Here is an 18548-nt window from a genome sequence, read left to right as displayed (position 1 = left end):
CCATCACTTCCACCTATCAAGTGAGGTCCCGTGAAGAGGGTTACTCATGCGCTGACGATGAACGGCCGGATTCATGGTGAAGTCAACGACCCGGACCTGTCGCCGCGGGAGGTGATCGAGCAGCGGCTCAACCTCCTCGACGGCGTGGTTCGCTTCTCGCTGAGCCTCTGGAGACTTCCCAGAGATGTCCCGTTCGATCGTGTCGACCTCGCGGCCTGGCCGCAGGAGTACGTCCAGGTGGCCGGCTCGGCGGACGGCATGACTGTGGAGATTCGTCGACCAGGGGAGCTGGGGCGGCGACACTACGTCGTGGGACGGGCGGTGCCTGACAACTCAGTGCCGCCAGTCGAGGTCGTCATTCCATGGAACGGCCGTGAGGCGCGCGTGTACTCGTCCGAGGTGTTCTCGGCGGCGGAGGCCGCTGAGGTGTTCGCGCTGTACTACGACACGGGCGAGGTTCCGGACGCTCTCCGCCTCCGGCCGCTGCCTCTCTGACGTTGGTTTGTCGACAAAGTGATGCGGTAACTGGTCCTCTCTGGTGGTGGGGAACTGGATCTGTGGGGCGTACCGGTATCGCTTTAGCTTTTAGGTATGAGCGCCGCGTGTGAGATCCCGACAGTCAGTCTCAGTCCACTCTTGAGCAGCCAGTTTGTGCGGGTGCTGGTGATGGTGTTCGGGTCGGGTCTGAGTATGTATCTGCTGACATCTGTGGTGCCGATGTACTTGGCGGCCAATGGGTCTGAGGGTGTTGGGGCGGGGCTGTCTACTGCGGCGATGATGTTTTCTGCGGTGGGGGTCGAGTTGGTGGTGCCGCGGATGTTGGCGCGGTGGGGGTATCAGGTGGTGCTGGCGGTTGGGTTGGTGCTGCTTGGGGCGCCTTCGCTTGTGTTGCTGGCTTCGGCGTCGTTGCCGGTTGTCCTCGCTGTGTGCATCGTGCGTGGGGCGGGGCTGGCGATTCTGGTTGTTGGGGCGGTTGCGTTGGTTGCTGACCTCACGCCGCCGGCTCGTCGGGGTGAAGCGCTGGGGGTGTACGGCGTGGCGGTGGGGGTGCCTGCGGTGATCGGGCTGCCGCTGGGGGTTTTTCTGATCGACGTGATCGGGTTCGGTGCGTTGTTCGTGCTGGCGGCGGTCGCTTCGCTCGCGGGGCTCGTTATGTTGGTCGGTTTGCCGGCGCGGGTTGCGGTTGAGGAGCAGCACGTGAAGGTGCTGGGTGGGGTACGGCGGTGTGGGTTGTTGATGCCGACGCTGGTGTTCGCTGCGGTGACTGTTGCGGCTGGGATCAGCGTTACGTTTCTGCCGCTGGCTGTTGCGGGGGACAGGCAGTCGATTGTTGCGACAGCTCTTCTGGTGCAGGCGATTGCGGCGCCGGCGGCGCGTTGGTTGGCTGGGCGGTACGCGGATCGCATCGGGCCGGCGAAGTTGCTCGCACCGGCGCTCCTGCTAGCTGCTGTTGGTGCTGGATCGTTGGTGTTCCTGCCGAGTGCGGTCGCGATCCTGATCGGTTCCGTTTGCTTCGGGGCGGGGTTCGGGGCGGCTCAGAACCTCACGCTGGCGCTGATGTACAACCGCGTCGACCGGTCCCGGTTCGGGCAGGTCAGTGCGCTCTGGAACCTCGCGTACGACGGTGGGTGGGGACTCGGCGCACTGGCCTTCGGCGCGATCGTCGGCGGCACCGGCTACCCGGTCGCGTTCGCCCTGACGGCGGCGGTTGTCGCGCTGGCCGTCGTACCGGCGCTGCGCGCCCGCTCCTGACCGCCGAGTCGTGGCGATTGGCTACCGCCAGGAAATTCGAGTCGTGGATTGTGGTTGTCGTACGCGGCGTGTCGCCGGCCGATTTCCACGACTCGACGGACGGCGGGGGTGGGTCAGAGTTTGCGGAGCCTGACCCAGCGGACGGTGTGGTCGGGGCCTTTGCGGAGGACTAGGGTTGCGCGGGAGCGGGTGGGGAGGATGTTTTCGCGGAGGTTCGGGCCGTTGATGCCGTCCCAGAGCGACTCGGCTTTCTTGATTGCTTCCTCGCGGCTCAGTTCGCCGTAGCGGACGAAGTACGACTCCGGGTTGCGGAACGCTGTTTCCCAGAGTTTGAGGAAGCGGGCGACGTACCAGGAGCGGACGTCGTCGGCGGCCGCGTCGACGTACACCGAGAAGTCGAAGAAGTCGCTGACCGCGAGGCCGCTCTTGCCGTCCGCGTGCCGGGGCGCCGGCTGCAGGACGTTCAGGCCCTCGAGCAGCAGGATGTCGGGCTGCTCGACCGTCGTCCGTACGCCGTCCATCCGGTCGTAGTGCAGGTGCGAGTAGACCGGCGCCTCGACGGAGTCGATCCCGGACTTCACCTCGACCACGAAGCGCAGCAGGGACTTGCGGTCGTACGACTCCGGAAATCCCTTGCGTTGCATCAGATTCCGGCGCTCGAGTTCGGCGTTCGGCCAGAGGAACCCGTCGGTGGTGACGAGCGCGACCCGCGGATGCTCTGGCCAGCGGGCCAGCAGTTCGCGCAGCAGTCGCGCGGTCGTGGACTTGCCGACGGCAACCGATCCGCCGATCCCGATCACGAACGGGGTGCGGGTCTCGGCCGGTTTGCCGAGGAAACTCTCGGTGTCGGCGTGCAGCGCGCGGGCATGCCGGACGTAGAGCGACAGGATCCGCGACAGCGGCAGATAGACCTCGCGGACCTCGTCCATGTCGATCTCGTCGCCGAGACCGCGCAACCGCTCGACCTCGTCCGCCGTCAGCGGGGAGATGGTGGTCTCGGCCAGTTGCGCCCAGGTGGCCCGATCGAGCTCGGTGTAGGGAGTCACCTCCCGCGACGGCTGCAGCATGTGGCCCATTGTTCCCATCGGTGGCGGATGCACCCACATCGGGACGGCGTGGCCTTGGTCTCAGAGTGTCTCGAAGCGTCTCGGAGTGTCTCAGCTACGGTACGGTCTCGAAACTTTCGGTCACGGCGTCGTGACCGTGTGGTGTGTAAGTATCAACTTTCGATGACCGCCGACTCCGCCTGGCTGGGTACCCAACGCCTGCCCGAGGTGACCGTGCACGCATCGGGCGTGCTCGCGCAGACGATCCGCGCCGAGGTCCGGCAGACGCGCCGTTTCCGTACCGACGTACAGGTCGCAGTCTGCACGCTGACCCGCGTCCGGGAGACCGCTCTCTGGCAGGAGGTCGAGGCAGCCGTACCCGAGCACGGGCTGGGCGTCGAGGGGTTCGTGGTGGTGCGACGGGGCAACGATCTGGTCGTCGCGGCCGAGGGCGGGCACGGCCTGCTGTACGGGTACTTCTACGTGCTGCGGTACTTCGAGTGGATGGGCGGCGACTTCACCGTCGTCGAGCAGCCCGCCGTCCCGATCCGGATGCTGGATCACTGGGACGAGCTGTCCGGTGTCGTACGGCGCGGGTACTCGGGCGGATCGATCTTTTTCCGCGACGGCGAGGTGGTGGCCGACCTGACCCGGGTCCGGGCGTACGCGCGGTTGCTGGCGTCGATCGGGATCAATGCGGTCGCGCTCGCCACGGCCGAGCTGCCCGATGTGGCGCGGTTGGCCGGCGTTTTCCGCGAGTACGGGATCGCGGTGAGTCTCGCGGTCGACTTCATCGACGACCCGCGCGACGAGCGGGTGGCGCGCTGGTGGGCCGCCACGATCGCGCGGGTGTACGACGTCGTACCCGATCTCGGCGGGCTCGTGGTGCGGTCGGCCGGCGACCCCGAGGGCGCGAACCTGCTGGCGCGGGCGGTGGCGCCGTACGGCGGAACGGTTTTCTGGCGATGTTCCGGCGTGGAGCCCGAACTGGACTGGCGGGACCGGCGGGCGGATCGGGCGCGGGCGGCGTACGACGCGTTCATCCCGCTGGACGGGCGGTTCGAGGAAAACGTTGTCTTGCAGGTCAAACACGGACCGCTGGACTTTCAGGTCCGGGAGCCGGTCTCGCCGCTGCTCGGGGAAATTCAGGAAACCGTTTTCGGTGTCGAGTTGCAGGTCACCCAGGAGTACTCCGGCCAGCAGCAGGACCTGTGCTATCTGGGGCCCTGGTGGCGGGAGATCCTGCGGTTCGACACGACCGGTGGCGGCGGCGTGACCGTTGCCGACCGCATCGGTGCGATCGTTGCCGTGTCCAACGTCGGCGACGACCTCAACTGGACCGGGCACAAGCTTGCGCAGAGCAACCTCTACGCGTTCGGGCGGCTGGCGTGGGACCCGTCCGCGGATCCGGTCAGCCTGCTCCACGAGTGGGCCGCCGCGACGTTCGCGATGGACGACCGGACCCGGAGCGAGCTCGTGACGATCCTGGCCGGCTCGTGGCAGACGTACGAGCGGTACACCGCGCCGCTCGGGGTCGGGTTCATGGTGACGCCGGGGACGCACTACGGGCCGAGCGTCAACGGGTACGAGTTCTCGGGCGCGGGGACGTACCACTTCGCGGATCGGTACGGCGTCGGCGTTGACCGGACCGTGAAGACCGGATCGGGGTTCACCGGGCAGTATCCGGAACCGCTCGCGAGTCTGTACGAAGACGTGTACGTCTGTCCAGACGAGCTGCTGCTGTTCTTCCACCACGTGCCGTACGACCACGTGCTGCAGAGCGGGAGCACCGTGCTGCAGCACATCTACGACACGCACTTCCAGGGGTACGCCGAGGTGGAGGCGATGGTCGCGCGCTGGCAGGTGATCGCCGAGCGTTTCGAACCGACCATCCGCGCGAACATCACGTCCCGCTTCGAGACCCAACTGTCGAACGCCCGCGAGTGGCGCGACCAGGTCAACACGTTCTTCTACCGCCTCTCCGGCGTACCGGACGGTCACGGCCGCACCATCCACCGGTAGTCTGGTTCGAAAGTTTCGGATCGGGAGGCGTTGTGGCCGAGCGGCCGACCATTGCGAAAATTGCGGAACAGGCCGGGGTGTCGGTGCCGACCGTCTCCAAGGTGCTGAACGGGCGCGCGGACGTGGCGGCGGCGACCCGGGCGCGGATCGAGAGCCTGATCCAGGAGCACGGGTACCGGCGGCGGAGCTCGAGTACGGCGGCCGGGCCGATGATCGACCTGGTGTTCAACCAGCTCGGCGGCGAGTGGGCGATGGAGCTGATCCGCGGCGTCGAGGAGGTCGTCCGCGCCGAGGGCGTCGAACTGGTGCTGTCCGAGTGCGGCGGCGCGCTCCGCCCGCGGCAGGAGTGGATCGAGTCGGTGCTGAACAGGCGGCCGCTCGGCGTGATCATGGTGTTCTCGGACCTGGACGCCGACCAGCGCGCGCAACTCGAGGCGCGGCGGATCCCGTTCGTGGTCGTCGATCCGGTCGGCGACGTGGGGGACGACGTACCGTCGATCGGCTCCGCAAATTGGAATGGCGGCCGGCTGGCGACGACCCATCTGCGGACGCTCGGTCACACCCGGATCGGGATGATCGGCGGTCCGATCGAGACACTGTGCTCGCGGCAACGCGTCGACGGGTACACCGACGCGCTGCGGTCGACCGGCGTCGACGTCGATCCGGCGCTGGTCAGGTGGGCCGACTTCGCGGTCGCCGGCGCCCATCGCGAGGCGCTCGCCCTGCTCCGCCTCGCCGACCGCCCCACCGCGATCTTCGCCGGCAGCGACATGCAGGCGCTCGGCGTCTACCAGGCCGCGCGCGAACTGGGGCTGGACGTTCCGCGCGACCTGTCCGTCGTTGGGTACGACGACCTTCCCGTTGCGCAATGGGTGACGCCGACCCTCACCACGGTTCACCAGCCGCTGCAGCAGATGGCCCAACTCGCGACTCGCGTCGTACTCGATCTCTCCCGAGGCCGCACCCCGGCCGCCCTCCGCCTGGACCTCGCCGTCGACATCAGAATCCGCCAATCCACCACCCAACCCCCGACCCCGTGAGCCCGCCGCCCACCCACACGTCGAGTCCAACGCGAGGCATGTCCGTCGTACGCCCAGGCCCCGTCTGCCCGCCGCCCACACGTCGAGCCCAACACGAGGGATGTCCCTCGTACGCCCCGACCCCGACGCCGCCGCCCACACGTCGAGCCCAATACGAGGGGATCTCCCCTCGTATTGGGGGTTCTCTGTTGGTGTACGAGGGGAGAACCCCCAACGCGCGGGGAGATCCCCTCGTGTGGGGGGAGCGACCAGCCGGATGTGTTGCGGGTGGGGCCGTTAGGGTGGGCTGCATGATCGTCGGCGTGGGCATTGATGTGGTCGACGTGGACCGGTTCATGCGGACGTTGGAGCGTACGCCGGGGTTGCGGGATCGGGTGTTCACTCCCGTGGAGGCGGTGAAGCCGCCGGCGTCGCTGGCGGCTCGGTTCGCGGCCAAGGAGGCGTTGGCGAAGGCGCTCGGGGCGCCCGCGGGCATGCACTGGCACGACGCCGAGGTGCAGACCGACGAGACCGGGCGGCCGTGGCTGGAGATCACCGGCACCGTGGCGGCACAGGCGGCCAAGCTCGGCGTACAGAGCCTGCACCTGTCGTTGAGCCACGACGCCGGCATCGCCTCCGCCGTGGTCGTGCTGGAGGGCTGACCATGCGCCGCTCGCGTCCTGTCGAGCCGTCGCCGGCTGGCGCGGCGGCTCTTGTCGTGGAGGTATGAGCATGCGTAGCGCGCACACGGTCGAGCAGGTTCGGGCGGCTGAGGCTGAATTGATGGCGCGGCTCCCGGACGGCACGCTGATGCAGCGGGCGGCGACTGGGCTAGCGGTTGCTATCAGCAACTTCCTGGGCGGGACGTACGGGGCTCGCGTGGTCCTGCTGATCGGCTCCGGGGACAACGGCGGCGACGCCCTGTACGCCGGCGCGCAACTAGCCCGCCGTGGCGCCCAAGTCACCGCCGTCCTCCTCTCCACCAAAGCCCATCGACCGGGCCTAAACGCCCTGAAAACCGCAGGCGGCCGCATAACCCCCGCCGCCACCCGCACCGCCCCCGCAACCCCCGCCTCCATTGGTATTTCGGGTGGTGTTGTCAGGGATATCGCGGGTGCTGATGTTGTGGTGGACGGGATTGTGGGGATTGGTGGGCGACCGGGGCTTCGGCCTGAGGCGCTTGCTGTGGTGCAGGTTGCTGAGGAGTACGGCGTACCGGTTGTTGCTGTTGACACGCCGTCGGGTGTCGACGTGGACACCGGTGAGACGCCCGAGCCGCACGTGAACGCTGCGCTGACCGTCACGTTCGGCACCCACAAGATCTGTCACTTCGTCGACCCCGCGGCGACCGCCTGCGGTCCGGTCCACCTCGTCGACATCGGCCTCGACCTCCCACCCGCCGACGTGCAATCGCTCCAAACCGCGGACGTCAAAGCTCTCTACCCGGTCCCGCACGGCGAGTCCGACAAGTACTCGCGCGGCGTACTCGGCCTGATGGTCGGCTCCACCCAGTACCCAGGCGCCGCGGTGATCGCCACCGCCGGCGCTCTCGCAGGCCCGGTCGGCATGGTCCGGTACGTCGGCCCTGACGCAGTCGCGAGCGCGGTGCGCGAAGCTCACCCGGAGGTCGTCGGCGACGGCCGGGTGCAGGCGTGGACGATCGGCTCCGGCCTCGGCGACGAGCTCGACGTACGTCGGATCCGCGAGTTGCTCGACGCCGACGAACCCGTCGTACTGGACGCGGATGGCCTGAAGGCGCTCGACGATTCCGGCGACCACGTCGACGTACTCGCCACCCCGCACGCCGGCGAGCTCGCGCGTCTCCTCGGTGTCGAACGCGCGACCGTTGAGGCCGAGCGGCTGAAGTACGCGCGCCTCGCGGCCGAACGCTTTGACGTAACGGTCCTGCTCAAGGGCGCCACCACCGTGATCGCCAGCCCGGACGGTGAGGTGCGGGTCAACACCAACGCCACCCCGTGGCTCGCTACTGCGGGCGCCGGCGACGTACTAGCCGGCCTCTGCGGCGCACTCCTCGCAGCCGGCCTGACTCCGCTCGACGCAGCCGCCGTCGGCGCCTACCTGCACGCCGCCGCCGCCAACCTGGCCTCCAACGGCGGACCCACCACCGCCATCACCATCGCGCAAGCCCTCCCCGAGGCCACCCGCCAACTCCTGAGCTGACCCGCAGCTGCCGAGCAGAGCCGCGAGTAGAAGTACGCCAGGAGCGCCTTCGGCCTGGCGGCTTTTGCCGAGCACGATCCGGCGGCGACGGTCAGCGGACTGCGGTGAAGTCCAGGCCTCTGGTGGTGGAGCGGAGCTGTAGGGTCGACGCGTCGATCTGGTAGGTCAGGTCGCCCTTCAATCCCTTCAGGACAAGGGATTCCACTGTTGCGGCCTCGCCCGAGCAGGCTCGGCGGGTGGTGGCCATTTCGCCGAAGGTGAGCTTGCCGGTGGCGCGCGCGACCATGCCCTGGAACTCGTTGCAACCGGTCGATCCGGTGACACGTTCGCCGTTCAGGGTCAGCCAGACCTTGTCGAAGCCGGCCTGGTACGACGCGCTCTGGCCGGTGACGACCGAGGTCAGCTTCCATTTCGTGCCGTCGAGCGCGAGGTCCGGCTCCGCGGACTCCTTGTCGAGCAGCGAGATCGTCGTGTTCTCGGTGCTGAGTTCGAGCTTGTCGCCGTCCAGCTTCCAGACCGGCTTCGCCGCGAGGACGCCGGCGATCCAGGTGTCCTGGGTCTGCAGAGGGCCCAGGCAGCCGATCAGTGTCGACCTGATCTCCTTGCCGAGGCTCAGCTTGCCGTCGGACGTCGACACCGTTGTCTCCGACGAGTTGCAGCCGGCTTGCCACGACATCCGGCCGTTCGTGGTGAACTCCAGCCGGACCTGCGTTTTCGCAGCGAGCGGTCGCGGTTTTCCGTTCTCGGTGACGGACGTCGACAGGAACGTTCGCCCGGCAAGCGACGCGCCCGAATCCGGCCGGGCCGCGGACTCGTTTCCGCAGGCAGACAGGGCGAGCAGAGCCGTTGCGGCAAGCGCGATCATCCGTTTGTTCACATCTACAGGACGCAGTCTGGGACGTTACCGTTGCAGGTGAAGGGTTCGTTAAATCAGGACCCGGGGTTGGCAGATCTGATCACGGTTCGATAACGTCACCGCCGTACGCGAGAGCGAACAGCACGACAAGGCCAGTCGATCTGGCCCCTCTGGGGATAGTCAATCGATCAGTTGAGGGCCGCGCTGGAGTTCTGGGGCAGCAGTGCGACCCGTCGAGCACACTAAGGAACTTTCCGCATGCCCCCCACCCGAACTGCCCGGAGTCGCGCGATTCTGCCTGCGGCCCTCGTCGCTGTCGCCGGTCTGGTCGCCCTGCCGATCGTCGTACACGCGTCCAAGGACTCGCCGGTTTCGACCGCGAACGCCGCGGACAGCACGGTGACAGCCCTGCCCAACGTCGGACGCGTCGAGACCTGCGTCCTGGATGCCTCTTCCGGTTGCACCGTCCTGCACGGCTTCGGACAGAAGCCGGTCGCGATCACCGCGACCGCCTCCGGCCCCGCGATGGTGTCGATCGACCCGCGCCGCACCACCGACAAGAGTTACCGGCTGCGTGCGCTCCGCTACGACGGCCAGCGGTACCAGGCCGGCACCAAGCTGACCTACACGGTCCACTACGACTTCGCCGCGGTGGCGGGTCAGCCGACGACACCGGCCCCGACCACCGCCCCGTCCAGTGCGCCGACGTCAAGCACACCGAAGCCGACGCCGACGCCGACCAGCACGACGACCAGCACCAAGCCCCCGACCACGGCACCGACGTCGACCACGCCGACGTCGACCACGACGACGACCACCCCGCCGGTTGCGGGCAGCTGCAAGAGCCCGTTGTGGTCGTCCTCGGACGACTTCGCGACCTGGAACACGAGCGGCTACCTGGTCAACAACAACAAGTGGAACTCCGGTGAGGCCGGGCCGCAGTCCATCCACGCCTGCGGGTTCAACAGCTGGTACGTCACCTCCGACCAGAAGGAGCTGGCGAGCAACCCGGGATCGGTCAAGACCTACCCGGACACCCAGAAGAACTTCCCCGACAAGGCCATCAACTCGTTCAGCAGCATCAAGAGCACGTACGCCAACTCCCAGTCCGCCCCGTCGTCCGGCGAGTACAACTGGGCGTACGACATCTGGCTGAACGGACTCGGCAACGAAGAACTGATGATCTGGACGAACTACAAGTACCCGGCCTCGTTGCCGCCGGGTGACGCGCAGGACAAGGCGACCGTGACCATCGCCGGCCACACCTACGCCGCCTGGAAGCGCGGCGCGGTAGGCAGCAGGTACATCGCGCTCGCGATGACCGACCAGAAGGCCGCGAGCTCCGTGGACCTGAAGGCGGTCTTCGACTGGCTGGTCTCGAAGGGCTGGCTGTCCGGCACGGACAAGCTCAGCGCGATCGAGTACGGCGTGGAGATCTCCTCCACGAACGGTCCGCAGACCTTCCGGCTGGACGACTACTCGCTCGCCGCGTCCTGACCCCAGCTCGCTCTCGCAAACCCCGGCGGCCACCGCACTCGATGCGGTGGCCGCTTAGGGTTCTGGACGTGACTGGACTTGTGATCTTCGACAACGATGGTGTGCTGGTGGACTCCGAGCGGCTGGCCAACGGGATTCTGGCCGAGTTGCTGACGGAGGCGGGGCTGCCCTACACGTTCGAGGAGGCGGTTCGGGACTTCATGGGCGGGTCGATGGCCTCGATGCGCCAGAAGGCCGAGGCGCAGCTCGGGCGGCCGCTGCCGGCGGATCTCGAGGACCGGTACCACCAGCGGCTGTTCGACGGCTTCGCGCAGCTGCAGGCGATCGAGGGTGTCGAGGCCGTCCTCGACCACCTGGACGAGCGCGGCGTCAGGTACTGCCTCGCGTCGTCGGGCACCCATCGAAGGATCCGTACGGCGTTGACCGCGGTCGGTTTCCTGGACCGGTTCGAGGGCCGGATCTTCAGCGCCGAGGACGTCGCGCACGGCAAGCCCGCCCCTGATCTCTTCCTGCACGCGGCCGCCGCGATGGGGGTGAAACCGGCCGACTGCCTGGTGATCGAGGACAGCCCGCTCGGCGTCGCCGCCGCGGTCGCCGCCGGGATGCCGGTCTTCGGGTACGCCGGCATGACCGACCCCGCGAAACTTTCCGATGCCGACACGGTTTTCCACAACATGGCGGCCCTCGCAGCCCTCATCGACGGAGCCTGAGACACTGGAACGACCATGTCTACTCCTGAGTCACGTCCGGTCCGTGCTGAGGCCGTGGTCGATCTGGCTGCGATCCGTCACAATGTGACGACGTTGCGTGCCCGCGCTGAGGGTGCGCAGCTGATGGCTGTGGTCAAAGCCGATGGGTACGGGCACGGGATGGTGCCGGTCGCCCGGGCCGCTCGTGAGGCCGGTGCGGACTGGATCGGCGCCGCGGTTCTCGAGGAGGCGCTCGGGCTGCGCGCGGCCGGTGACACGGGGCCGATCTTCTGCTGGCTGACGACCCCCGGCGAGCCGCTGACCGACGCGATCGAGGCCGGGATCGACCTGTCCGCGGGCGCGCCCTGGGAGATCGACGAGCTCGCCGCCGGAGCAGTGGACCGTCCGGCGCGGGTGCATCTCAAGATCGACACCGGGATGTCCCGCGGCGGCGCCGTACCGGAGGAGTGGCCGGCGTTGATCCGCGCGGCCGTCCGCGCGCAGGCGAGCGGGCGGATCGAGATCAAGGGCATCTGGTCGCATCTCGCGTCCTCGGACGAGCCGAAGAGCCCGGTGAACGAGTCCCAGCTGGCGACCTTCCTCGAGGCGATCGAGGTGGCCGAGTCGTTCGGTGTCGACGCCGAGTTCAAGCACCTCGCGAACTCGGGCGCCACGCTGGCGCTGCCGGAGACCCATTTCAACCTGGTCCGTCCGGGCGTCGCGACGTACGGGCTGTCGCCGTTCGGGCATGCGCTGCCGTCGGCCGAACTCGGGCTGCGGCCGGCGATGACGCTGAAGGCGCGGCTGGCGATGGTGAAGCGGGTGCCGGCCGGAGCGGGCGTCTCGTACGGGATGACCTGGACCGCGCCGCGGCCGTCGACACTCGGCCTGATTCCGCTCGGGTACGGCGACGGGCTGCCGCGGCACGCCTCGAACGGGGCGCCGGTCCAGGCGCGCGACCACCGACGTACTGTCGTCGGGCGGATCTGCATGGACCAGTGCGTGGTCAACCTCGAGGACGACGAGGCCGCCGCAGGCGACGAGGTCGTGCTGTTCGGCCCGGGTACGTCGGGCGAGCCGACCGCGGACGACTGGGCCGACGCGGCCGGGACCATCAACTACGAGATCGTCACCCGCCTGGGCGCCCGGATCCCGCGCAGGTACGTCGACAGCGAGAGGTAGGCCGGCATGTCCAAAGCAGGGCGGACTGCCGGTCTGATCGGGGCCGCGGTCGGAGTGCTCGCCGCCGGAGCTGCGGCCGGGGTCGCGGTCGAGCGTCAGGTGATCGGCCGGCGGTCGGGTCAGCGCAAGCAGCTGGAGGCCGAGCCGTTCGGGTCGCTGCGCGGTACGCCGTACATCTTCACCGCCGACGACGGCGTCGAGCTGTACGTCGAGGTGGACGAACTGAAGCGGTCCCGGCGGCCCGCGCCGCCGCCGAAACGCAGACTCGGCCGGAAGCTCCCGCTGCCGCCCGAGGACCTGACGGTGATCTTCGCGCACGGGTACGGGCTGAACATGGACCTGTGGCACTTCGAGCGCCGCGACCTGGCCGGCATCGGCACGATGGTGTTCTACGACCAGCGCTCGCACGGACGCTCGGGGCGGTCCCCGAAGGAGAACATCAGCATCGAGCAGCTCGGCGAGGACCTGTACGGGATCGTCGAGCGGTTCGCGCCGACCGGACCGGTGATCCTGATCGGGCACTCGATGGGCGGTATGACGATCATGGCCCTGGCCGAGCAGCATCCCGAGCTGTTCGGCGACCGGGTGATCGGCGTCGGGCTCTGCTCGACCAGCGCGGGCGGACTGGACCAGGTGCCGATCGTGTTCCCCGGCAAGGTCGGCATGCTCGCGCGGACGCTCGCCAAGCCGACGGTCGCCGCGCTGGCCCGGGTCCCGGACGTCGTCGAGTACAGCCGGAAGGCCGGCTCGGACCTGATCTACCTGCTGACCCGGAAGTACTCGTTCGGTTCCGAGGTGCCACCGGCGTTCACCGAGTTCGTGAACGCGATGATCGCGGCCACGCCGATCGAGGTGATCGCGGACTTCTACCCGATCTTCGCGCTGCACGACAAGTACGACTCCCTGGAGCCGTTGCAGAAGGTCGAGTGCGTCGTGATCGGCGGCGACAAGGACCACCTGACGCCGTTCGCCCACGCCGAGGAGATCGTCCGGCGTGTCCCCGGCGCCGAGCTGGTCGAGGTGCAGAACTGCGGCCACCTCGGCCTGGTCGAGCACCACCGTGAGTTCACCGCCGCCCTCCTTGGGATGATCGAACGAGCCGAACAATCCCTAGGACCCACCTGATGACAGATCTGCACGTCGTCGACGCCACCCAGGAACACGTCGACGACATCGTTTCCGTGATTCACCATGCCTTCTCCGCGCGCCGGGTTCTCGATCCGCCGTCGACGGCGTTGTCCGAGAACGCGACGACGGTGGCGGCGGCGATCGCCAAGGACGGCGGGCTGCTGGTGCTGAGTGACGGCGTTCCGCTCGGGGCGGTGCTGTTCGAGCAGGTCGGTGACGTCCTGAACCTGCGCCGGGTGTCGGTCGACCCGCGGTACCAGGCCCGCGGCGTCGCCTCGGCGATGGTCGGTTGCGCGGAGGAGGTCGCCGTACGTCGGGGGCTCAGCCGGGTGAACCTGATCGCGCGGGTCGAGCTGCCGGACACCGTGGAGTTCTGGCGCCGGCGTGGGTACGCGATCGTCGACCAGCAGGCGCACAACCTGATCTACGCCAAGGCGATGCCGGTCGAGTTGACCGTGCCGACCTCCGACGAGATGCAGGCGATCGGTGAGGAGCTGGCCGGTCAGCTGCGTGCGGGCGACGTACTCGTGCTGTCCGGTGACCTGGGCGCCGGCAAGACGACGTTCACGCAAGGGCTGGGCGTCGGGCTGAAGGTGCGTGGTGCGATCACGTCGCCGACGTTCGTGATCTCGCGCGTGCACCCGTCGTTGGTCGGCGGCCCCGCGCTCGTGCATGTCGACGCGTACCGGATCGGTGGGTTCGCGGAGCTGGACGATCTCGACCTGGACGCGAGCCTGGAGGACGCGATCACGGTGGTCGAGTGGGGTCATGGGCTGGCGGAGGCGCTCGCGCCCGATCGGCTGGACATCGTGGTGACCCGTGGCGACGACGACACCGACGAGACGCGGGCGCTGCGGATCACCCCGGTGGGTCCGCGATGGGCCGCGTCCGGCGTCCGGATGCTGGAGAAGAACTGACATGTTGCTTGCCTTCGACACCTCGAGTGCCGCCGTCACCGTCGCGCTGGCCACGCCGACCGGTGAGATCGTCGCCTCGTCGACGACCGTCGACGCGTTGCGCCACGGAGAACTGCTCGCGCCCGCGATCGCAGCGGCCCTGGAGACGGCGGGAGTCACGCCGCGCGACCTGACCGGGATCGCGGTCGGTGTCGGGCCTGGTCCGTTCACCGGACTGCGGGTCGGACTCGTGACGGCGCGGACGATGGGCGAGGTGCTGGGGATCGAGGTCTCCGGCGTCTGCAGCCTCGACATACTCGCGCGGCAGTCGACGCTGACGTTGCCGGTCGCGGTCGCGACGGACGCGCGGCGCAAGGAGATCTATTGGGCGCTGTACGACGGTCCGGCGGCGGACGGCAGCCGTCGACGGCTCGAGGGACCTGCGGTCGACAAGCCCGCCGAGGTCGCCCACGTGCTGTCTGGGCTGCCCGTGATCGGCCGCGGCGCAGTGCTGTACGCCGACGCGCTGGGCGTGTCCGACGTCGTGGGAGACCCGTCGGCCGCGGCGCCTGTCGACGTCGTGGAGTACCCGTCGGCCGACGTACTGGCGACTGGCGTGGCGACCGGGACGCTCGAGGTCGTTGCGCCGGATCCGCTGTACCTGCGCCGGCCGGACGTGACCATGTCCAGCGGGCCGAAGAGCGTCCTGTGAGACCTGCCATCAGGCCGGTGCGTCCGGACGACGCCGGTGAGCTGATCGCGTTGGACGAGCTGTGCTTCGGCACGGCGGCCTGGAGCGCGGATGCCTGGGCCGACGAGTTCGACCGGCTGGTCGAGGACCGCGTCGTCCTCGTCGCGGACGAGGGCGCGGTCGTCGGGTACGTCGTACTGCTGCTTCCTCCCGTCGCGCTCGATGTGGTCGAGGTACTGCGGATCGCGGTGAGCCCGGCGGAGCGCCGTACCGGGATCGGCGGGCAGTTGCTGACGGCGGCGCTGGCTCGGTGCGCCGGGCGGACCGTGTTGCTGGAAGTTGCCGCGAGCAACGAATCGGCGATCGGGCTGTACCGGGGCTTCGGCTTCGAACAGATCAGCCGGCGCAGCGGGTACTACGGCGGCGCCGAGGATGCGGTGATCATGCGGTGGCGGGAGGAACTATGAGCGAGCCCCTGATTCTGGGGATCGAGACGTCGTGTGACGAGACCGGTGTCGGGATCGTGCGCGGGCAGACGCTGCTCGCCGACGCGATCGCGTCCAGTGTCGAGGAGCACGCCCGGTTCGGCGGGGTCGTCCCCGAGGTGGCCAGTCGCGCGCACCTCGAGGCGATGGTGCCGACGATCCGGCGGGCCTGCGAGACGGCCGGTATCAAACCGGCCGATGTCGACGCGGTCGCGGTGACCAGCGGACCCGGCCTGGCCGGCGCGCTACTCGTCGGTGTCGCCGCGGCCAAGGGTCTCGCGTTGTCGCTGGACAAGCCGATCTACGGCGTGAACCATCTGGCGGCGCACGTCGCGGTGGACACCTTGGAGCACGGCGATCTGCCGAAGGGCTGCGTCGCGATGCTGGTGTCCGGCGGGCACTCGTCGCTGCTCGCGGTCGAGGACATCACCGACGGCGTCGTACCGATGGGAAGCACCATCGACGACGCGGCCGGTGAGGCGTTCGACAAGGTGGCGCGGGTCCTCGGGCTGCCGTTCCCGGGCGGGCCGTGGATCGACAAAGCTGCGCAGGACGGCGGGGACCGGCGGTACGTGACGTTCCCGCGCGGGCTGACGTCGCAGCGGGACCTCGAGCGGCACCGGTTCGACTTCTCGTTCTCCGGGTTGAAGACCGCGGTCGCACGCTGGGTCGAGGCGAAACGGCGCGACGGCGAGGACGTGCCGGTGAACCATGTCGCGGCGGCCTTCCAGGAAGCGGTCTGCGACGTACTGACCCGCAAGGCGATCGACGCGTGCAAGGACCGCGGTTTCGAGCACCTGCTGATCGGCGGCGGCGTCGCAGCGAACTCACGGCTCCGCGCGATGGCCGAGGAGCGTGCCTCCGCGGCGGGCATCGTCGTACGGGTGCCGCGACCCGGTCTGTGCACCGACAACGGCGCGATGGTCGCCGCGCTCGGCTCGGAGCTGGTCCGGTCCGGGAAGGCGCCGTCGCCCCTCGATCTTCCTGCCGACTCGTCGATGCCGATCACGGAGGTACTCAACACATGAAGTGGACCGGGCCGGACGGCTTCGAGGCGGACGACGACGCCGAGCGGATCGACATCGACGTGGTGCACGGCTTCCTGAGTACGTCGTACTGGGCCGAGGGGATCCCGCGCGAGGTCGTGGCCCGCGCGGTCGCCGGTTCGCTGAACCTCGGGGTGTACGGCGCGGACGGTGCGATGGTCGCGTACGCGCGGATGGTGACGGACCGGGCCACGTTCGCGTGGCTTGCCGACGTGTTCGTGCTGGAGTCGCACCGCGGGCACGGTCTCGGGCGGTTCGTCGTGTCGACCTTCCTCGAGCACCCGGAGCTGAAGGGGCTGCGGCAGGTTCTGCTGGCGACCGCCGATGCGCACGAGCTCTACCGGTCGTACGGCTTCAGCGAAACGCCGCCTGGACGGATGATGGCGATCCGCAAGGAGCCGGCCGAGTTGTACGCGCAGCCGTGAGACGTCCGGGTGTCGATCTCGTCCGGCACCCGGCGGGCGCGACCGAGCTGGTCCTGCTCGCGCACGGCGGCGAGGAACACTCGCACGCCGACCCGCACCTGTTGCGCCCTGCTCTGCTGCGGATGTGGCCGTTCGCGCAGGCCGCGCGGCCGGTCGCGCCGAACGCCGCGATCGGGTTCCTCCGGTATCGCTTCCGAGGCTGGAACGACCACGGCGACGCGGCGGCCGATCTGCGGACAGTTCTGGACGAGCTGCCGCCGGTGATCTCGCGGGTGTTGCTGATCGGGCACTCCATGGGCGGGCGAGCGGTAGTTGCCGCCGGCGATCATCCACGGGTGGCGGGCGTGCTCGCGCTGGCGCCCTGGCTGCCGCGCGACGAGCCGCTCGTCGCGCTTCGCCCACGCGTGACGTTCGTGCACGGGACCGACGACACGATCACCTCTCCTGCGGGTACGGCGGCGTACGCACAGCGGCTGCGGGCGGCCGGGGTGAAGGTGACGACGTACTCCCTCGCCGGGGAAGGGCATACGATGCTCCGGCGCGTGAAGGACTGGGACCGGCTCGTGACTGAGTTCGTTGGTGGGATTCCGGGCAGTGGTGGCGACGAGCATTTGCCGGCGGTGGGTGATCAGGCGCGCGGTCAGGTGGTGTCGGCGGTCGGCGGTATCGTGACGGCTCGGTTGCGGATGGCTGTGAAGGAACGATTTCGGCCAAGTTAGTGGCGGGTCTCCGAGGGAGTTGCAGCAGCGGACGCAGCACCTCGCCCGCCGGCTCGTCGCCCGGAGACCCGCTCGCGAGATCGATCATATGTTCGAATGTACGTCGAGCGCAAGTCCCGATTGTTCCGCGCGATGACGGCCGGGTGTGGTGCCGACGACGGCGGCGAAGGCGGCGATGAAGCCGCTCGGGTTCGCCCAGCCGCACGCGTGGGCGACGTACGTGGTGTCGTGGCCGTCGGCGAGCAGGACGAGGGCGTGGTAGATGCGGAGTTGCGTGCGCCACTCGTAGTACGTCATGCCGAGCTCGTTGCGGATCAGGCGGCTCAGGGTGCGGGCGCCGGCTCCGGCGTTGCGGCCCAGTTCGGCGAGTGGGGTGTTGTCGGCGGGGTTCTCGCGGAGGAATTGCGCGATGCTGCGGAGGCGGTCGTCGTGCGGTTCGGGTAGTTGCAGTGGTTGCTCGGTCGCCTCGTGGAGTTCGTCGACGAGAACGTGCTGGAGGCGGGTGCGGGCGGCCTGCTCTAGTTGGCGGCTCGTCAGGGCGAGTACGACTTCGCGGGCGAGACCGGAGGTCAGGAACACGGCCGGGCGGTTCGGGATGTGGCGGGCCAATGTTGCGGGCAGGAAGACGATCCGCATGTCGGTCTCGCCGTGGGCGCGGTGCTGGTGGGTGAACCCGGCCGGCGTCCAGGCGATCCGGTTGGCGGGCACGATCGACGTACCCCGATCTGTCTGCACGGCCAGGACGCCACGCGCGGCGTACACGAGGTGGCCCTCTTCGTGAGTCTGCACCGAGCTGGTGCCGCCTGATTCCCAGTGGTGGGCGCCGGCGGACGGGAAGAGCTCCGAGCGGAGCGGTTGGCGGCCAACGGGCATAGCTTGGCATTCTATCGGTGGTCGGCCACGTCCGTCCGCGG

The 18548-nt window shown here is 68.9% G+C and carries 19 protein-coding genes; 16 read left to right on the top strand and 3 right to left on the bottom strand.

Annotation, left to right across the window (positions count from 1 at the left end; translation table 11 throughout):
- Positions 1-30 precede the first annotated feature (30 nt).
- Together ACWF0M_RS24600 and ACWF0M_RS24595 are read left to right on the top strand one after the other, a co-directional pair.
- The gene (locus ACWF0M_RS24600) at positions 31-495 is read left to right on the top strand and encodes a hypothetical protein (protein ID WP_452238041.1); all 465 of its coding nucleotides are present in this window, start codon (positions 31-33) and stop codon (positions 493-495) included.
- Between the two features lie 96 nt (positions 496-591).
- Entirely contained in the window at positions 592-1752 is a 1161-nt protein-coding gene (locus ACWF0M_RS24595) for an MFS transporter (RefSeq protein ID WP_452238040.1), read from the top strand.
- 113 nt (positions 1753-1865) lie between these two features.
- On the opposite strand, the gene coaA is transcribed toward ACWF0M_RS24595, so the two are convergent.
- Positions 1866-2819, bottom strand: coding sequence for a type I pantothenate kinase (gene coaA / locus ACWF0M_RS24590; protein ID WP_452238039.1), 954 nt, complete (start codon positions 2817-2819; stop codon positions 1866-1868).
- Positions 2820-2981: 162 nt separating this feature from the next.
- On the opposite strand from coaA, the gene ACWF0M_RS24585 reads away from it, so the two are divergent.
- From ACWF0M_RS24585 to ACWF0M_RS24570, 4 genes are all read left to right on the top strand, one after another.
- Complete coding sequence (locus ACWF0M_RS24585; protein WP_452238038.1) at positions 2982-4820, top strand: alpha-glucuronidase; 1839 nt, start codon at positions 2982-2984, stop codon at positions 4818-4820.
- Between the two features lie 32 nt (positions 4821-4852).
- Positions 4853-5860, top strand: coding sequence for a LacI family DNA-binding transcriptional regulator (locus ACWF0M_RS24580; RefSeq protein WP_452238037.1), 1008 nt, complete (start codon positions 4853-4855; stop codon positions 5858-5860).
- Between the two features lie 290 nt (positions 5861-6150).
- Positions 6151-6501 carry a holo-ACP synthase gene (locus tag ACWF0M_RS24575; protein WP_131286276.1) on the top strand — a complete coding sequence of 117 codons (351 nt, stop codon included), beginning with the start codon at positions 6151-6153 and terminating at the stop codon, positions 6499-6501.
- A 70-nt stretch (positions 6502-6571) separates the two neighbouring features.
- Positions 6572-8020 (top strand): NAD(P)H-hydrate dehydratase, encoded by a 1449-nt coding sequence (locus ACWF0M_RS24570; RefSeq protein ID WP_452238056.1) that lies wholly within the window; start codon positions 6572-6574, stop codon positions 8018-8020.
- Between the two features lie 91 nt (positions 8021-8111).
- Here the strand turns inward: ACWF0M_RS24570 and ACWF0M_RS24565 are convergent, their stop codons facing one another.
- Positions 8112-8897: an META domain-containing protein gene (locus ACWF0M_RS24565; RefSeq protein ID WP_452238036.1), complete on the bottom strand. Its 786-nt coding sequence runs from the start codon at positions 8895-8897 to the stop codon at positions 8112-8114.
- 237 nt (positions 8898-9134) lie between these two features.
- On the opposite strand from ACWF0M_RS24565, the gene ACWF0M_RS24560 reads away from it, so the two are divergent.
- The 10 genes from ACWF0M_RS24560 to ACWF0M_RS24515 all read left to right on the top strand — a co-directional run bounded on the left by ACWF0M_RS24560 (position 9135) and on the right by ACWF0M_RS24515 (position 17634).
- Positions 9135-10373, top strand: a complete 1239-nt coding sequence (locus ACWF0M_RS24560; protein WP_452238035.1) for a GH12 family glycosyl hydrolase domain-containing protein — start codon at positions 9135-9137, stop codon at positions 10371-10373.
- 68 nt (positions 10374-10441) lie between these two features.
- Complete coding sequence (locus ACWF0M_RS24555) at positions 10442-11083, top strand: HAD family hydrolase (protein WP_452238034.1); 642 nt, start codon at positions 10442-10444, stop codon at positions 11081-11083.
- 15 nt (positions 11084-11098) lie between these two features.
- Positions 11099-12244, top strand: coding sequence for an alanine racemase (alr, locus tag ACWF0M_RS24550; RefSeq protein ID WP_452238033.1), 1146 nt, complete (start codon positions 11099-11101; stop codon positions 12242-12244).
- Between the two features lie 6 nt (positions 12245-12250).
- A complete protein-coding gene (locus ACWF0M_RS24545) occupies positions 12251-13369 on the top strand; it encodes an alpha/beta fold hydrolase (RefSeq protein ID WP_452238032.1) in 1119 nt (372 codons plus the stop codon).
- Positions 13369-14289 carry a tRNA (adenosine(37)-N6)-threonylcarbamoyltransferase complex ATPase subunit type 1 TsaE gene (gene tsaE / locus ACWF0M_RS24540; protein ID WP_452238031.1) on the top strand — a complete coding sequence of 307 codons (921 nt, stop codon included), beginning with the start codon at positions 13369-13371 and terminating at the stop codon, positions 14287-14289. Before ACWF0M_RS24545 ends, tsaE begins: the two co-directional genes overlap by 1 nt.
- 1 nt (position 14290) lies before the next feature.
- Positions 14291-14980 carry a tRNA (adenosine(37)-N6)-threonylcarbamoyltransferase complex dimerization subunit type 1 TsaB gene (tsaB, locus tag ACWF0M_RS24535; protein WP_452238030.1) on the top strand — a complete coding sequence of 230 codons (690 nt, stop codon included), beginning with the start codon at positions 14291-14293 and terminating at the stop codon, positions 14978-14980.
- Complete coding sequence (locus ACWF0M_RS24530; protein WP_452238029.1) at positions 14977-15426, top strand: GNAT family N-acetyltransferase; 450 nt, start codon at positions 14977-14979, stop codon at positions 15424-15426. The genes tsaB and ACWF0M_RS24530 overlap by 4 nt, the downstream gene beginning before the upstream one ends.
- Positions 15423-16472, top strand: coding sequence for a tRNA (adenosine(37)-N6)-threonylcarbamoyltransferase complex transferase subunit TsaD (tsaD, locus tag ACWF0M_RS24525; protein WP_452238028.1), 1050 nt, complete (start codon positions 15423-15425; stop codon positions 16470-16472). The genes ACWF0M_RS24530 and tsaD overlap by 4 nt, the downstream gene beginning before the upstream one ends.
- Entirely contained in the window at positions 16469-16915 is a 447-nt protein-coding gene (locus ACWF0M_RS24520) for a GNAT family N-acetyltransferase (RefSeq protein WP_452238027.1), read from the top strand. Before tsaD ends, ACWF0M_RS24520 begins: the two co-directional genes overlap by 4 nt.
- On the top strand, positions 16912-17634 hold the full coding sequence (locus tag ACWF0M_RS24515) for a dienelactone hydrolase family protein (RefSeq protein WP_452238026.1): 723 nt from the start codon (positions 16912-16914) through the stop codon (positions 17632-17634). The genes ACWF0M_RS24520 and ACWF0M_RS24515 overlap by 4 nt, the downstream gene beginning before the upstream one ends.
- A gap of 84 nt (positions 17635-17718) precedes the next feature.
- Here the strand turns inward: ACWF0M_RS24515 and ACWF0M_RS24510 are convergent, their stop codons facing one another.
- Positions 17719-18507 (bottom strand): AraC family transcriptional regulator, encoded by a 789-nt coding sequence (locus tag ACWF0M_RS24510; RefSeq protein ID WP_452238025.1) that lies wholly within the window; start codon positions 18505-18507, stop codon positions 17719-17721.
- Positions 18508-18548 lie beyond the last annotated feature (41 nt).

This window comes from Kribbella sp. NPDC055110, from assembly GCF_053607525.1.
This window is presented reverse-complemented; position numbering and strand designations above follow the sequence as displayed.

Coding starts and splice junctions, on each gene's coding strand:
- ACWF0M_RS24595 (WP_452238040.1), top strand. CDS start 592: ATGAGCGCCGCGTGTGAGATCCCGACAGTCAGTCTCAGTCCACTCTTG.
- coaA (WP_452238039.1), bottom strand. CDS start 2,819: ATGCTGCAGCCGTCGCGGGAGGTGACTCCCTACACCGAGCTCGATCGG.
- ACWF0M_RS24585 (WP_452238038.1), top strand. CDS start 2,982: ATGACCGCCGACTCCGCCTGGCTGGGTACCCAACGCCTGCCCGAGGTG.
- ACWF0M_RS24575 (WP_131286276.1), top strand. CDS start 6,151: ATGATCGTCGGCGTGGGCATTGATGTGGTCGACGTGGACCGGTTCATG.
- ACWF0M_RS24570 (WP_452238056.1), top strand. CDS start 6,572: ATGCGTAGCGCGCACACGGTCGAGCAGGTTCGGGCGGCTGAGGCTGAA.
- ACWF0M_RS24560 (WP_452238035.1), top strand. CDS start 9,135: ATGCCCCCCACCCGAACTGCCCGGAGTCGCGCGATTCTGCCTGCGGCC.
- alr (WP_452238033.1), top strand. CDS start 11,099: ATGTCTACTCCTGAGTCACGTCCGGTCCGTGCTGAGGCCGTGGTCGAT.
- ACWF0M_RS24545 (WP_452238032.1), top strand. CDS start 12,251: ATGTCCAAAGCAGGGCGGACTGCCGGTCTGATCGGGGCCGCGGTCGGA.
- tsaE (WP_452238031.1), top strand. CDS start 13,369: ATGACAGATCTGCACGTCGTCGACGCCACCCAGGAACACGTCGACGAC.
- tsaB (WP_452238030.1), top strand. CDS start 14,291: ATGTTGCTTGCCTTCGACACCTCGAGTGCCGCCGTCACCGTCGCGCTG.
- tsaD (WP_452238028.1), top strand. CDS start 15,423: ATGAGCGAGCCCCTGATTCTGGGGATCGAGACGTCGTGTGACGAGACC.
- ACWF0M_RS24520 (WP_452238027.1), top strand. CDS start 16,469: ATGAAGTGGACCGGGCCGGACGGCTTCGAGGCGGACGACGACGCCGAG.
- ACWF0M_RS24510 (WP_452238025.1), bottom strand. CDS start 18,507: ATGCCCGTTGGCCGCCAACCGCTCCGCTCGGAGCTCTTCCCGTCCGCC.